8 protein-coding genes are annotated in these 15,990 nt (G+C 44.4%); 2 read left to right on the top strand and 6 right to left on the bottom strand.

The genetic code is table 11. The features are described 5' to 3' along the window. Positions 1-33: 33 nt before the first annotated feature. Positions 34-396, top strand: coding sequence for a hypothetical protein (locus AC1DU2_RS21560; protein ID WP_477386773.1), 363 nt, complete (start codon positions 34-36; stop codon positions 394-396). A 426-nt stretch (positions 397-822) separates the two neighbouring features. Here AC1DU2_RS21560 and AC1DU2_RS21555 read toward each other — a convergent pair whose 3' ends face one another. The 6 genes from AC1DU2_RS21555 to AC1DU2_RS21530 form a co-directional block, all read right to left on the bottom strand. Continuing rightward, positions 823-3,165: a glycoside hydrolase family 2 TIM barrel-domain containing protein gene (locus AC1DU2_RS21555; RefSeq protein ID WP_477386771.1), complete on the bottom strand. Its 2,343-nt coding sequence runs from the start codon at positions 3,163-3,165 to the stop codon at positions 823-825. 13 nt (positions 3,166-3,178) lie between these two features. Then, positions 3,179-4,201 carry a glycoside hydrolase family 53 protein gene (locus AC1DU2_RS21550; RefSeq protein ID WP_477386770.1) on the bottom strand — a complete coding sequence of 341 codons (1,023 nt, stop codon included), beginning with the start codon at positions 4,199-4,201 and terminating at the stop codon, positions 3,179-3,181. Between the two features lie 77 nt (positions 4,202-4,278). Then, on the bottom strand, positions 4,279-5,343 hold the full coding sequence (locus AC1DU2_RS21545; protein ID WP_477386768.1) for a glycoside hydrolase family 53 protein: 1,065 nt from the start codon (positions 5,341-5,343) through the stop codon (positions 4,279-4,281). Between the two features lie 49 nt (positions 5,344-5,392). Next, a complete protein-coding gene (locus tag AC1DU2_RS21540; RefSeq protein ID WP_477386766.1) occupies positions 5,393-6,430 on the bottom strand; it encodes a glycoside hydrolase family 53 protein in 1,038 nt (345 codons plus the stop codon). Positions 6,431-6,439: 9 nt separating this feature from the next. Further along, positions 6,440-7,951: a RagB/SusD family nutrient uptake outer membrane protein gene (locus AC1DU2_RS21535; RefSeq protein ID WP_477386764.1), complete on the bottom strand. Its 1,512-nt coding sequence runs from the start codon at positions 7,949-7,951 to the stop codon at positions 6,440-6,442. Positions 7,952-7,970: 19 nt separating this feature from the next. Further along, complete coding sequence (locus tag AC1DU2_RS21530; RefSeq protein WP_477386762.1) at positions 7,971-11,087, bottom strand: SusC/RagA family TonB-linked outer membrane protein; 3,117 nt, start codon at positions 11,085-11,087, stop codon at positions 7,971-7,973. A 297-nt stretch (positions 11,088-11,384) separates the two neighbouring features. Between AC1DU2_RS21530 and AC1DU2_RS21525 the strand changes: the two genes are divergently transcribed. Beyond that, a complete protein-coding gene (locus tag AC1DU2_RS21525) occupies positions 11,385-15,518 on the top strand; it encodes a hybrid sensor histidine kinase/response regulator transcription factor (protein WP_477386759.1) in 4,134 nt (1,377 codons plus the stop codon). Positions 15,519-15,990: the final 472 nt, after the last annotated feature.

Genomic DNA, 15,990 nt, shown 5'->3' with positions numbered 1-15,990 from the left:
TAAAGTTAATTTATTAATTTTAAATAAATTATTATGAAAAATTTAAAGTTAACAGCAGCAGCTGTAGCATTATCATTTGCGTGTTCGGTAGTTTTTGCCGGTAATCATGCGGCCATCAACGGTACCGGCAACAACGGAATCATCGTGAAAAAAAGCATAGTAACTGATACCATACCAGGTAAAAAGAAGAAGACACCAAAAACACCTGCTCCGGCACCAACACCGGCACCTGTTCCGTCACCAGCTCCTACGCCTACCGACCCGGCACCGGTTCCGTCGCCAGCTCCTACGCCGGTTCCAAATCCGAGTCCAACGCCAACACCAACACCAAACCCAAGTCCTACACCATCGCCAACACCAATGCCTACAACACCTACACCAACTAAACCGGCTTAACAATTGGTATTGGCAGCCTGGAGTTAACACTTTGGCTACCTGAATAGCTATAATCGAGTAGGAAGTAAGGGATTATTTCCCTTACTGTCCTCTCACAGTTCGGCATACGGCGGTTCATTAAACATTAACAGTTTTCTGCAAGGTGGTGATGTCTTTTAGACTTACGAACCCCCGCTATCTTCAAAAAGCCGTTGCTTAAAACTCTCGTAAGGACTGGACCATGAATTACTTTCACCGCCCAGGATTGAACATTCCAGGAACATTGACCACTTTATTAAGGAATAGCAAACCAATCGTTCTTAAACACTTTAACCATATTAATAATTAAAAATCCAGTACCTGTTTAATGATTCACCTTAAACAACTGCTACATTGCAATTCGCTTTTTTCTATTCCGGCGAGTTGCTATGAATAACGTTAGTTAGTTTAATTAATAACCTGAACAGCAGTAACCAAACCAGTTGCCGATGCCGATATTTCTATTCGTCCGGTACTTTTTTCAGTTTTTACCAAAAAAGCTGCTATCCCGGCATCTGCGTTAACTTTTTCGTCGCCAATTATTTTCCCGCCGCCAATCAGGCCTAATGCTATCTCCTGCTTTGCATCTGGAATAACCGTTCCGTTTTTATCAACTATTGATGCATATACAAATATTACATCAGCTTTACCGGCATCAAGCTTTTTGCCGCTATAATCAACAGTTAGTTTAATAGCACTGGCACTTAATGGGGTTCTGCGTTCAACAGATTCCACCACTGTACCATTAATATATCCTTTGGCAGTAATAACGCCCGGTTGATAGGCAACATTAAAAGTAAATGGAGCATGCTTCAGGTTATTACTCATTTTGCCGGTATCGGGCTTTTGTTTACCAATTAATTTACCATTTAAAAACAACTCCACCTGTTGGCAATTGCTATACACCTTCACATTTTTTGTGGCTGGGTTGTCCCAGTAACTGGCTATAAATAGCATTGGTTTACTTTCACTAATATCGCGTTGGCTTTGGTAAAAGTAATAAGCAAATTTAGGCAGCCTGAAAATGTCCATAATACCCGATGATTCAATATCCGGAGCATAGCCGCGTTTATAGTCAAACATCAGCCAGCCGGCATCGCCGGTAATGTTCCCGTTAAGGTTGTCGTTATGCGCTTCCTGGAAATTTGCTGCCTGTTGCAGCATCCGTTTTTCACCGTCGCCACGTAACTGGCGGGATGTTTTTTCCTCGTCTGTGAGGTCTTTATATTGGGTTTGGTTAAAGCCTGCATTTTGGGCATAGTATTCCCAGTCGCCATATTCGGCAATGAAAATAGGTTTGCTATTAAAATTTTTCCAGTAATTGGGTGCTTTAGCGTGCTGGCGGGCGGGGATAAATACATCATACACCGCATTCATCCAACCGCACGTGTAGGTATCAGCATAGGGCAACTCCTGGTGAACAATAGCCTGCGCCTTTTCCATGTAGTCGCGTTTCATTTCTGTTTCATTCAGCGAAGCTTCCCATAAAATAATGGAGGGATGGTTCCTGTCACGACGGATCATATCGGTTATGTTTTGCAGGCTGTTTTGCTGAAAAATTTCATCGCCAAAAAACTGCCATCCAGGGGTAGAGTCCATCACAAAAATGCCTAACTGATCACAAGCATCTAAAAACGAAGGCGAGGGCGGATAATGCGAGCATCGCACAAAATCATACCCTGCCTGTTTTATTTTATAGGCATCGCGGTATTGGGCATTATCTGATAAGGCGTAACCTATGTATGGATATTCCTGGTGGCGGTTGGTGCCACGTAGTACATATTTACTCCCATTAAGGTAAAATCCATCATTTTTAAAGGCGATTTTCCTGATGCCGGTTGATGTGGATACAGAATCTACTATCCGGCCATTGCTGAGTATCTGCACAACTACTTTATATAATTGAGGATGTAACGGCGACCATAATGCCGGGCTTGCAACCGATATTTCCTGCTGTAGTGATGCTGTATCTTTTGAATTGATATCGGCGGCGATAACATGAGCCGGGCCAACTAATTTTCCCGCGGGACTGTACAACGTGGCTTTGAGTTGTATATGCTGTTTTATAGCCTGATCGTTTTTTATCTGTACTTTAATTTTTAGTTGTGCCTGGGTTGCTGATATATTACTATAATGCAGCAATACTCCGCCTCCGTTTACCTGGCTGGCATCTACCGCATCGGTTATGTGTATCTTATTTTTTTTGATTAGCCACACGTTACGGTAAATACCGCTATAAAAGTTAAAGTCGAGGTCTTTAATAGGTTTCCCTGGCGGGATAATCGGGTTATCATGATTGTTCAACCTAATGAGCAGGCAATTCTCTTTTCCGTAAAATGCTTTGCCGGTAACATCAATATAAAAAGGTAGGTAGCCACCTGTGTGGGTCATGAGATATTTTCCGTTCAAATAAACATCGGCCAGGTTCATAGCAGCATCTATGCGAATAGCGATGTGCTTCTCCGCGTCGCTTTTATCGAGCGTAAAAAACTTACGGTAAAAACTAATACCCTGCCATTGCTGATTAATTTTTATGACTGGTTCTATATTAACAGTATGCGGCAGGCTGATCTGCTGCCAGGCATTGGCGTTGTTGCTATGGCTAAAAAGTTGTTGATTGATGCTGGTATCGGCATCTTTTATAAACTGCCAGTTGTTATTGAACAGTGTAGTCTGGCTTGTTTTATCGCTTTGGGCATTGGCTATAACCGCAGTAAAAACAATAAGGTATAACAGGAAAAATTTCTTCATTTAAAAAAGGAGGTTACTGACTGATATGATAGTCTTTACTAATGTTGGTATAGGTTTTTATATGATCGTTTGTATTTCCTTGTTTATCAACAAAGGTTTCGCCCCAGCTAAAAGGTTCCCATATAAAGGAGCCTTTAACTTTGTTGCCGGGCAGTGATAGGGCAATATCATTTACCTCGCGCTTGTGCTGTGAGTACTCGGCCACCATTACATCCTGCTTGTAGCGGGCGTTCAGGTCGGTAAGGTTTTTCTTCAGGCTATCCGGGGTACCGTGCCATTCGGGGTAGTAAGATTCGCCGATGATATCAAAGTTTACGCCACGCCTGAGCATATTATCCAAAAAATATCTCGATTCGACATTTTGACCGCCGCAGGCAATATGGAGCATTATCCGGATGTTACCATTAACAGCCTTTACACCGCTAATCCCTGCTTTTAAAAAGCCGGCCAGGGTATCAAGATTTTTAAGTTTGCCATCGGGCCATAAAATGCCGTGGTTAATTTCGTTGCCTACCTGCACCATATGGGGCAGGGTGCCTTGCTTTTTAAGCTCTTTTAAAGTAAGGATGGTAAATGCTTTAATGGAATCCTGCAGTTGTTGGTTATCCAGATTTTTCCAGGCCGCGGGTTTGAATTGTTTACCCGGGTCGGCCCAGGTATCGCTATAGTGAAAATCGAGCAGGAAGCCCATACCGGCAGCTTTAATTCGCCGGGCCATCTTTTTGGTGTCCTCTAAACCACAATAGCCCATTGCCGAGTAGCCGCTATCGGCTTTAGGATTGTTGAAGATACGCAGCCTTACATAGTTAAAACCATGATCCTTTAGTAACTGAAAAGGATCTTTACTTACACCATCATCATAAAACTTGTGACCTTCGCTTTCCAGCTGGGGAATGAAGGAAATATCGGCACCGAGGATCTGCTTAAACTTAACAGGTCCCGGATTGGGTGATGCTTGTTTGTAGGCTGATAAGGCACCAATTACAAGTAAGCCTGCCGCAAAATATTTTAACCGGTTTAAACTTAATATACGCATAAAGTTATCATGTTAAACATCATTTAAATGTATAAATAACCGGGTGGTATAGCATTACACACCCGGTTATTAAATTTTTAGTGCACAAAGGCATCCATGGCAACAGTTGGTTTACCGCTGCTGTCAAAAGCACCTAAAGTATAACCCTGCCAGCTGCCATAAGCTTCCGGCTCCCAATAAAATACGCCTAATCCGCCAGATACAGACTTAGTTTTGGTGATCAGATCGGTGAGGAATGATTTACTGGTTGAGGCGGCAGTTACATCCATGCCAGCTTCACAGATCATTACCTGTTTGCCATATCGACTTACCATATCCTGCATGTTAGTCAATACCTGGCTGTTTATAGAAGCCCAGTTGCTGGTTGACGGATATACCGAAAAGCCGCAGATATCCCAGCTGGCGCCGTTCGCTTTCAGACCATCAAAAATCCAACGGGTGGTGGTGTTATTAAAGCCGTTAGCCACATGTACAATTACCAGGGCCGATGGGAAAATTGCTTTTGTAGCATTATAGCCGCAATTAACCAGCCAGGCAAAGTTTTTAAAGTTAGTAGCCGATACCGATGCGCGGCCGTCCTGCCAAAGCATACCATCGCTGGTTTCGTTGCCAACCTGCACCCAGGTTGGGGTAATGCCATTTGTTTTTAAGGTGTTTAAGGTATTATAGGTATAATTATAAACTGTATTCATTAAAGTAGTAAAATCCTGGCTTGCCCATGCTGCCGGCTTGGTTTGATGACCGGGATCGGCCCATACATCACTGTAGTGAAAATCTATCAGGATACTCATCCCAGCTGCGGCGGCCCTTTTGGCCTTAGCTACCACATCAGCGGTGTTGCACCAGCCGTCAGACGGGTTTACAAAAACCCTTAAACGAATTGCCGTGATGCCCTTCCCCTTTAAAATGGTGAACAAATCCTGTTGTGTGCCGCTGCTGTTATAAAACTTTTTGCCCGCCGCTTCCATCTGCGTTACCCAACTGGCATCAGAGCCATAGGCAAAGGTGGTGGTAGCCTCGGTTTTCAGCTTTGGCGCTGCAGCTGCGGGCGTTGTAGCGCTTTGTTGTTTGGCGCTCTCTTTGGTACAGCTCATGCTTAAGCAAAGCATAACTGCTGATGATAGTGCGATGATCTTCTTCATAATTTGATTGTTTTTAATGGTTTATAATTGGGTTATTTATGATGTAGTGCTACTTAAATGCATCCAGAGCAACCGTTGGTTTGCCCGAAGAATCAAAGGCGCCCAAGCCATAACTTTGCCAGTTATAGGCTTCGGGCTCCCAATAAAAAACACCTAATCCCTGGTTGCCGCTTACGGTGCTTACCTTGGCCAGCAAATCGGTTAAAAAAGCCTTACAGGTAACCGCCTCACTTGCAGCCATCCCCACCTCAACCACCATAACCGGCGAACCATACCTTGCAAACATATCGTTCATATTAGCCAGGCACTGCTGGTTATAGGTTTGCCAGTTACTGGTTGAAGGATATAACGACATACCAATGATATCCCATTTTGCGCCGTTGGCCTTTAACCCATCAAAGAGCCAGCGAAACAAGGAATTATCATAGCCATTGGCCAGGTGTACAATTACTTTAGTACTACTGCTTACCGATTTTACCGCATTATAGCCGCTGTTTACCAATGCGGCAAAACCAGCCATATTTTTAGATGCGCGGCCATCTTCCCATAACATGCCATCGCTGGTTTCGTTACCTACCTGCACCCAATCGGGCGTAATGTTTTTTGCCTTAAGCGCATTCATTACCGATGTGGTGTAGGTGCTAACGGCACCTGTTAAGGCTGCAAAATCAAGACTTTGCCAGGCCACCGGTTTAGTTTGTTTGCCCGGATCGGCCCAGGTATCGCTATAATGCAGGTCGATCATGATCTTCATACCCAGCCTTTGCGCACGAACAGCCTTAGCAACTACGTCATCGGTATTACACCAGCCATCAGTCGGGTTCACCCATGCCCGTAGCCTTATCGCGTTCACCCCTTTATCCTTCATCAGTTGCATGCACTCCTTCTGCACGCCATCGTTGTTATAAAATTTAACGCCAGATGCCTCCATTTGAGTAAGCCAGCTTACATCGACCCCTTTTATCAGGGCCGACGTAGTGGTTTTTGTAGTATCGGTGGTATTTGTGGTACCGCTGCCTTTATTATCCTTTTTGCAGGATCCTATTGTGAGCAGTAACGCAAGCCAGAAAATGTTTTTGCCTTTCATAGCGGTTTTTTAATAGCCTGGTGTTTGCGTCAGCTTGCCTTTGCTGGCCGTAATTTCATAAGTAGGTACGGGGAACAGGTATGGCCCTGCTGTTTTACCAACAGACGACAATGCATTTTGCCATTGACCGTGCCGTATCAGGTCCATTTTGCGGTAACCCTCAAAGTAGGTTTCCCAGCCTTGTTCTTTCAATATCCAGGTATCAAACGCTTGTTTGTTTGCCGTTGCCGATGCAGGTACATTGCCTATGGCAGCACCACCGTGTGCTAAACGTACCTGGTTAACCAGGCCTACAGCTTCGGCAGTTGGACCGCTGTTTTGATTAATAGCTTCGGCAAGCATCAGTATTACATCGCCCAGGCGGGCTTTGGGAATATCATTGCCCTGGTAAGCATTTAATGATGCGCCACCCAGATCGGGGTATTTGGCTACAACCGGTCCCGACAAACCGTTAGCCTGGTTACGTACCACGCCACTTTTATTGGTATAGCTTGCTATCAGGAGGCTTCTTCTTTTATCTGCCGCATCAAATGAGTTATAAAATGCCCAGGTGGATGATACGGGGGCATCGCCGCCTGCAAATGAATCATGTATACGGTTGCCGGGATAATCTTTGGGGTAGGTATAAAAATCCCATGGGTTAAAGCTGCCATGGTTTTCGTTGCCGTCCTGATCTGGAATGCAGGACACCGCCCACATGGTTTCGTTATTTTTCTCTGTTGATTCATTGAACAGGCTGGCATAATCGGTAACCAGTGAATAACCCATAGTAATAATCTGCCTGCCAATTTTTTCGGCATTCACAAAATCCTTTTCGTTCATGTAAGTGCGCATCAATACTGTAAGCGCGATAGCCTGGTTAAACCGTCCGTAATCTGAAGGCGATTTTGGCAAATTAGTTGCCGCGTAACTTAAATCGCCAACTATTGATGCCAGGAAAGCATCCCTTGTTGGCCGGGTAAGGTCAGTTTCTGCAGCGGTATTGATCTTACTTGCATCCAGGATCATGGGTACCGGGCCATATAATTGCAAAAGATAATACATATTCCACCCGCGAGACATTCGTGCTTCGGCTATCAGTTCCTTTTTGGCATCGTCGCTGATGGTTGATTTACTGATATCATCAATAATCTGGGTAATGCGGGTTACAAACCTTATTTTTTCGAAATGGTTGTTACCAGTGCCCTGGTTAGCCAGAAACGTAAAGCTGGCTGTACTAAACTGCGTAAAGATGCCACCCCAGCCGGTCCAGATATTTAACTGGTCTGTTGGGTAATCAAACATCATGATATCGCCATATTCGGGGCTAAACCAGTCGTTTTGATATCCTGCCGGGTCATTGTAACCCCATTTGGATTGAAAGGGCTTGTAAACTTCGGTAACATAGTTCACAAAATCCTGTTCGGTTTTAGGAAAATTGGTGGTTGACAGCGAGCCGTAAATTTGCGGCTCCAGTCCTTTTTTACAACTGCTTACGGTTACCGCGGCAGCTATTAAACATATGGTTATAATTTTTTTCATGTCGGTTACTGATTTGGAATTAGAATCCGGCTTTTAAGCCAAAAGAAAACGTTCTGAACATTGGGTACGGCGCATAACCGCCTTTAACACTGGCATAGCTTACCTCTGGATCAACCCCTTTGTATTTAGTGATGATGAACAGGTTTTGTGCATCGGCAAAAACGCGTACCGATTTGGTAAACTTATTAAGCCATGGCGAGTTGATGGTGTAACCCAATGTAAGGTTACGGCAACGCACAAAATTGGTGCTTACCAGGTTAATGTCTGTTCCCTGCGGCAACCCGGTTGCGTTTTCAATGTAGTTTACACCAGGCCTTGTGCCACTTTGGTTTACCGATGTCCACACATTAAGCGCTTGTACAGTGCCGCTTTGGGTGCTGGATACTATACTTGCCGGATCGGCCCAGGCATAATTGTAATTGATTGATTTACCACCAAACTGGCCGTAAAAGAAGATACTCAGGTCGAATTGTTTGTAGTGAAAATCGTTACCGAAACCGATGCTGATCTTAGGATCGGGATTAAGTTTATAGATATCGCTGCCGGTTAATTTACCATCGCCATCTGCATCAACATATATTGGAGCGCCCGCCAGGTTTGCACCACCTGATGTTGGCTGCGAAGCAGGTACCGTTTGGCCTGCCTGCAATAAACCTTTTGTTTTAAAATAGTAGATCTCATCTACCGGATCGTTAACAGCCTGGTAGGTTACGCCCTGGTAAGTAAGCAGGTTATCGTACACAAAGCGGCTTTTCCATTTATAGGTAAAATGCGATACGTTGATAGCCGAGTTCCAGCTAAAATCCTTCGACTTAATGTTTTGTGTAGATAAAGAGATATCATACCCCTGCCTGTACTGGTGACCGCCGTTTACCGGCTGGGTTGACAGGTAGGATAGCGGAGCAGTTGGTCCTGTTGTTCTCAACAGGTTGGTTATATCATCCTTAAACACATCGACAGATCCGGTAACACGGTCTTTAAAGAAACCAAAATCAAGCCCGATGTTTTTGTTTTCTGTTTTTTGCCAGGTTAATTCGGGGTGATCAATAGCGTACCGGGCGATGGTTACGTAATTGGCGCTGCCGTTATTAAAAAACAGCGTGTTGCCATCCGGCGCGTAACCGCCGTAACCCACCGATCCGATAGTACTGCCCGTGGTACCCACGCTTGCACGCAGTTTAAGCTGGCTTATAAATGCCACGTCTTTCATAAATGATTCGTTGGTGATCTTCCAGCCAACAGATACGGCCGGGAACGAGGCGTATTTGGTATTCGGGAAAAACAGGCTGTAGCCATCATACCTGTACGATAAGGTTAACAGGTACTTATCTAAAAAGTTGAAAGAGCTACGTGCAAAATACGAGCGCGTTTTACTGGCTGTTTTAAGCGACGTGATTCCGATATTGGCAGTTTCAGCAGATAAATTGGTGTTACCGATTACATCGGCACCGCCGGCGCCCTGGCTTCCAAATGCGTTATAAGTATTTTTATATTGGCCTGCACCTGCAACGGCATCAATGTTTAAAAAGCCGGTGACATCCTTTTTAAAGGTAACTGTGGCTTCCAGGGTCTGATTCTCGCGGTTATTATAGTTTAACGATGCCCTTGACAGGTTTTGCGAAAAGTAGAAAACCGTGCTCGGAACAAAGAAGCTGCGGTTGGCCGCCTCATAGTTATCGCCAAACAAAATATGACCGGCCAAAACACCCGGAATAACTTTAAAATCGGCAGATAAGTTGGCACTTAATGAATGATAGCTGGTATTATCCTGCACATCAAGCAGCGATACAGGGTTAGCAATAACGCCGTAACGGGTATAATTACCATTGGCATCACGTACCGGTACATTGGCTGGATAACCCAGCGCGGCTTGTATAATACCAAAGCCCTGCGTACCCGAACCACCTGTTTGCCCGCCCGACGATGAATTGATATAACTGTTGGTATTGCCCGTAAAATTGGCGTTCAGTGTAAAGAACTTAGCGGGTGTAAATGATAGGTTGGCCCGGCCGGTATACTTGGTAAGCCCTGCGCCCTTTAAAGTACCTTCTTCGTTATAATAACCGCCAGAGAAATAATAGGTAGCTTTTTCGCTGCCACCGTTAATATTGACCTGGTGGTTGTTGATTTTACCTGTTCTGAAGATCTGTCCCAGCCAGTCCGTTCCGTTGCCGGCTGCAGCAATATCTGCATCAGTAAATTTAGGTGAGGGAACACCAGATTGAGCATTAGGCCCGTAAGGTTGCTGTAGTTTGGCGCCCAGGTACTGGTCAACAATAAGCTGGTTGTACAAGGTTTCGTATTGGTTTGCTTGAAGTGGCTGCAGGTATGGATAGTTTTTTTCAAAAGAGTAACTCCCGTTATAAGTGATGTTCAACCTGCCCGATTTACCTTTTTTTGTAGTGATGAGGATAACCCCGTTGGCGGCATTTACACCATAAATTGCCGCACTGGCATCTTTCAAAACTTCTATAGATTCCACATCATCCGGGTTTAAACCTGCCAGGCCACCACGGCTTACACCATTGGTTTCGCCGGCAATGGTACCGTTACCCGGCTCAAGGGCGTCGTTGGGGAATATCACTCCATCTGCCACGTATAAGGGGTTGCCGCGGCCCCTGATGGAAAGGTTAATGTTACCGCCCGGCTGTGAGCTGCCCTGCGAAACCTGCAAGCCAGAAGCACGCCCAAATAACAACTGGGGGATAGAGCTGTTGGCTGACTGCGGAATTTTCTTTGGATCAACCTTGGTTACAGCCGTCGTAATATTTTGGCGGGTAGTTGTACCATAGCCTATCACCACAACTTCGTTGAGGCCGTTTGCCTTGGTTTCCATAGTAATGACTAAGCTACTACCCTTAACTGTTACCTCTTTTTGATCGTAACCTAAACCCCGGAATAAAAGCACCGCCCCATCGGCTGCTTTAATTGAGAACTTGCCTGTAACATCTGTTGCGGTTCCCTGCGAGGTTCCTTTAATAAGCACCGTAATACCGGGTAACGGGCTGCTATCCTCCTTAGCGGTTACTGTACCCGTAACCGTTTGCTGGGCATAAACACCGGAGGTAGATAAAGTTGCCAGCGTAAATGCCAGCAGACAAAACCGCCTCCAAAAATGGAAAGTAGAATTTTGCATATGTATAAGTTTAATTGGTTTGAAAAAGACCTTTGTCCTGTTTGAAAAGAAAAAGCCATTGGTTTATTTGTACAAATGACAGGTATAAAACAGAAAACGGCTTGTCCAAATCATTATACTTTTGGTTCAAACTGTTATAATTTAAGATGATTGAGGCTGTACGGTACCTTACAGCTGTATTGTTAACATTTATTATTAATATTGCTGTTACCAAACATAACCAGCCGACAAAAGCCAGCTTATAATTTTATCTGTACAGTAACGATGTTCAATGCACATACTGCCCAACCCCCAAAAATGATTGTTTTAAGGCTGTTGGCCCTGATGCTGATTAATGCTTTTATTTGTTTTCTTCCGGTAAGTGCGCAGGCCCCTAAATTAAAGTTCAGCCATATCAACAGCTTCCAGGGTTTATCAAACAGTACCGTTGAAGCCATTTACCAGGATCACCGTGGTTTTATATGGTTTGGCACCCGCGATGGCTTAAACCGCTATGACGGCTATCAAATAACAGTTTTTAAAAACAACACAGGCGATGCCGGCAGTATAAGCGACGATTACATCCGTTGTATTTACGAGGACAGCAACCATGAGCTATGGATAGGTACAAGTAATGGATTAAACCGGTTTAACCAGTTTAAAAATAAGTTTACCCGGTTTAAATACCAGGCTGGCAGTAAGCAGTGTATATCCGGAAACACTATCAATTGTATTTATAACGACAGGCAGGGCAATTTGTGGATTGGCACTGCCGATGGTTGCTTAAACCTATATCTGCCCAAAACAAACTCATTCGCACATTTTTATAATCAAACCAGGAGTGCCGTAAATTATATTTATGAGGATAGTAAAAGTGATTTATGGATTGGGACAGCAAACGGGCTAAACAGTTTCGATAGAAATAAGCACACCTTTAGTGCCGATATACATTTAACCGGTTACAGCGCAATTAATTTACCGGTTAATACCATACAGGAAGATTATCAGCATAACCTGTGGCTGGGGATTGAAAACGGTGGTTTAATGCTGCTTAATTTTAAAAACCACACGATTAAGCGCTATCAGCATCAGCAAAACAACGCGGGTAGCCTGGCCAACGATCAGGTTAAATGCCTGTTGGTTGATCGAAAAGGGAATATATGGGCAGGGGGCATTAACGGCGGGTTAAGTTTTTTTAATCCGCAAAACAACTCCTTTGCCAATTATCAAAACGAATCTGAAAACCCCGGCAGCTTATCGCAAAGAACGGTATCATCAATTTTTGAGGATGATCAAAGCAATTTATGGGTAGGCACACACCGCGCCGGGGTAAACTTGTATACGCCCAAGGCCAATAAATTTAAGTTGCTGCAAAACGAGCCCGACAACAACAGCTTAAGTTACAATGATGTCAGGACTTTTTGCGAGGATGAGCAGCACCAGATCTGGATCGGTACCGACGGCGGTGGCATCAATATTTACAACCCGGTAAAAAATACTTTTAAGTATTACCGTAACAACCCCGGCAACAGCCAAAGCCTTGCTGCCGACGCCGTACTGGATATTTATAAAGCCGAAGAAAGAAAAGTGTGGATAAGTACCTGGGGCGGAGGGCTAAATTGCCTGGATAAAACCACGGGTAATTTCAGACGGTTTACCAATAATCCCGCAGATCAAACCACCATCAGTTCCAACTATGTTCAGGAGGCTATAAAAGATAGCGAAGGTAATTTTTGGGTAGCCACCTATTATGGCGGCCTTAATTTGATGGATGAGCAAACGTACAAGTTCAGGCGGATTAAAGAAGCCCCCGACAAGCAAACCCGGATACTGGGCAACAATATTGTTTCGCTAAATGAAGACGGGCATAAAAACCTATGGATTGGCACTGATGATGGCGGCTTAAACCGCTATAACCTGCTGACCAAACGGTTTAGCCATTATTTCAACAACCTGGAAAAGCTGCCCGATCTGCGGGTTATTTTTGTTGACCATGCAGGCAGGGTATGGCTTGGACAAAACGGCCTTTACCTGTTTAACGCAACAAAAAACAAGTTTGACATTTATACCGATAAAGCAGGCCTGGCAACAGCCACGATCAAAGGTATTGAAGAGGATAGCGCCGGTAACCTTTGGATATCTGGAACAAACGGCTTGATAAAATTTAACCCCAATAGCCTGCAATTTGCAAGGTACAATATTGCCGATGGCCTACAGGGGCAGGAATTTGAAGCTAACTCATCCTTAAAGGCAAAAAACGGTAACCTTTATTTTGGCGGGGTTAACGGGCTTAATGTTTTTAACCCGGCTTCCATTAAAGCAAACGGGTATATCCCGCCGGTTTATATTACCGGTTTCCAGGTGTTTGATAAAATGATCTTGCCAGATACGCCCGGCTCGCCTTTGAGTAATGATATTGGCGTAACCAAAACCGTAAAGCTTAACTACCGGCAATCAAGCATAACGTTATATTTTGCAGCACTCAACTACACAGCCACCGAAAACAACAAATACAGGTACCGGCTACAGGATTTTGATCCCGGCTGGCATGTTACCAATGAGCGTAAGGCTACCTACACCAACCTTGCACCCGGCAACTATACTTTTATCATAACGGCCGCCAATAACGATGGCGTTTGGAATACCAAAGGAACATCTTTAACTATTTCAATTACCCCTCCTTTTTGGGCCACCTGGTGGTTCCGTACCATGGCTGCACTGGGTTTGCTTATCAGCATTTATCAACTCCTCCGTTTTAAAAAGAACCTGGACCTGCGGCGGTTAGAAGAGTCGCGGAAAGAAGAAATGCACCAGCAGCAATTGCAATTTTTCACCAATATCTCGCACGAGTTTCGTACGCCATTGTCGCTGATATTAGGTCCGTTGGAGACGCTCCTACAAAAAGGGCAATCGGCATCGAGCCAGTACTACGAGGTTATGTACCGCAACGCCAACCGGCTGTTACTACTGATTAACGAGTTGATGGATTTCAGGAAGGTAGAAACCGGCATACTTAAACTCGACGTTATACAGGGAAACCTCCCGGCCTTTATTGCAGAATTGGCAACAGAATTTAAAGATGCGGCTAATCAAAAAAATATAAAATTAGACGTTGTTTCGGGAGCAGAGATGCCGGCCGCCTGGTTCGACAGGCAAGTACTGGAGAAAATAATACTCAACCTCATCAATAACTCGCTAAAATACACGCCCGACAAAGGCTGTATTACAATAGCAGTGCTGGATGACTTGCGTAACTTTAAATCGTGCTATGAAAACGAACTTATCCTTAAAAACAACTTCCGGGCAGCCAGGTATGCCTACATTCGTATATCAGATAATGGCATCGGCATCTCAAAAGAATCTATTCAGCACCTTTTTGAACGCTATTACCGCATTACCGAATCGCATCTGGGGTCGGGTATTGGGCTGGCCTTTGTAAAAAGCCTTACCGTGTTGCACAAAGGTGATATTTATGTGTACAGCCAGCGGCACCGGGGAACAGACATTATTATTGGGCTGCCTGTTTCAGAGACAGATTATCAGCCCAACGAAAAATGGACAAAAACCACGCAGGAAGGCGGAACCAGGTTGGAAAGCATTATTGCAGACTACCCCGGCTCTAATACACAAATATATCCCGAAAAACAAGGGTTAACAATCGGCAAACACCAACACCGCATCCTGGTGGTTGAAGACAATGAGGAGATCAGATCATTTGTCAAGAGTTCGCTGAGCGACTTGTATGTCATTACCGAAGCTGCCGACGGCAACGAAGGCATAGCAAAAGCCAGGGACGAATTTCCAGACCTCATTATCAGCGATGTAATGATGCCGGGGCTTAACGGGGTTGATTTTTGCCGAATAATTAAAGAAGATATCAATACCTGCCATATCCCATTTATTATGCTCACGGCAAAAACCAACCTGCAAGCCGAGATTGAGGGTATCGATTCGGGTGCGGATTTATATTTGCCCAAGCCCATTAGTATAAACTTGCTTACCCTATCTATCCGCAATATTTTTGAGCAGCGGCAAAAACTAAAAGATCGTTATTTAAAGGATCATCATATAGAAGTGCGCGAATTGGTACACTCCACAAAGGATAAAGAATTTTTAGATACGCTTTTAAGCTTTATTGATAAAGAACTAAGCAATCCCGATCTTGACGTAGAGCAGCTTTGCGGAGCAATAGGCATGAGCCGTACCAAGCTCTATCATAAAATCAAGGAGATCTCGGGCCAGGCCCCCAATGAGTTTATCAGGAGCATCCGGCTTAAAAAAGCAATCGAAATATTGACCCATGAAGATGTGCTTCTCACCGAGGTAATTTATAGGGTGGGCATCCAAACCCAATCTTACTTCACTAAAGCGTTTAAAAAGGAATACGGTAAAACACCGACCCAGTATATTAGGGATTTGACAGCTGAACGACAAAACGCAAAAAGTCATTGACCCCATATTCTTTCACTTTATTATTAAATGCGATAACGCCGGGTCGCTCGGCAACCGCTCTATTTCCAGCTCAATAATATCCCGGATATCCTGTTTGATCTGTAAATAATTCCGCTCCACGATGGCGCCATTAATCTTTCTGACTTCCGGCAGCGAAACATAGCCATCGATCTCTTTTTTTCAATGCCGTATGGTCATTGACAATCTTGCAGAGAAATGCTTTTAATTCAATCTTGCAGTCGGGTTATCCTAAGAGAATTGTCCGCTCCTATTCCTCCACGTCCGTCAGGTCCAGGATAGCGGATGGGTCTAAAGGGTTACAGCGGTTGCTCCGCGACAGGTCATCAAAATTGATCGAAAAGAATTTTAAACTAACCTTTTAATGGTGTCTGCACTTCAGCCAGGGGGAAATGATCTTCCACGGCGAAAGATTTAGGTTGCCGTATAAAAGTCCGGTTAAAAAAAGCAAATG

This window comes from Mucilaginibacter sp. P4_C11 (assembly GCF_056402115.1).
Note: the sequence above shows the minus strand (reverse complement) of the source record. Positions and strands in the feature narration are given on the sequence as shown.

Coding starts and splice junctions, on each gene's coding strand:
- AC1DU2_RS21560 (WP_477386773.1), top strand. CDS start 34: ATGAAAAATTTAAAGTTAACAGCAGCAGCTGTAGCATTATCATTTGCG.
- AC1DU2_RS21555 (WP_477386771.1), bottom strand. CDS start 3,165: ATGAAGAAATTTTTCCTGTTATACCTTATTGTTTTTACTGCGGTTATA.
- AC1DU2_RS21550 (WP_477386770.1), bottom strand. CDS start 4,201: ATGCGTATATTAAGTTTAAACCGGTTAAAATATTTTGCGGCAGGCTTA.
- AC1DU2_RS21545 (WP_477386768.1), bottom strand. CDS start 5,343: ATGAAGAAGATCATCGCACTATCATCAGCAGTTATGCTTTGCTTAAGC.
- AC1DU2_RS21540 (WP_477386766.1), bottom strand. CDS start 6,430: ATGAAAGGCAAAAACATTTTCTGGCTTGCGTTACTGCTCACAATAGGA.
- AC1DU2_RS21535 (WP_477386764.1), bottom strand. CDS start 7,951: ATGAAAAAAATTATAACCATATGTTTAATAGCTGCCGCGGTAACCGTA.
- AC1DU2_RS21530 (WP_477386762.1), bottom strand. CDS start 11,087: ATGCAAAATTCTACTTTCCATTTTTGGAGGCGGTTTTGTCTGCTGGCA.
- AC1DU2_RS21525 (WP_477386759.1), top strand. CDS start 11,385: ATGATTGTTTTAAGGCTGTTGGCCCTGATGCTGATTAATGCTTTTATT.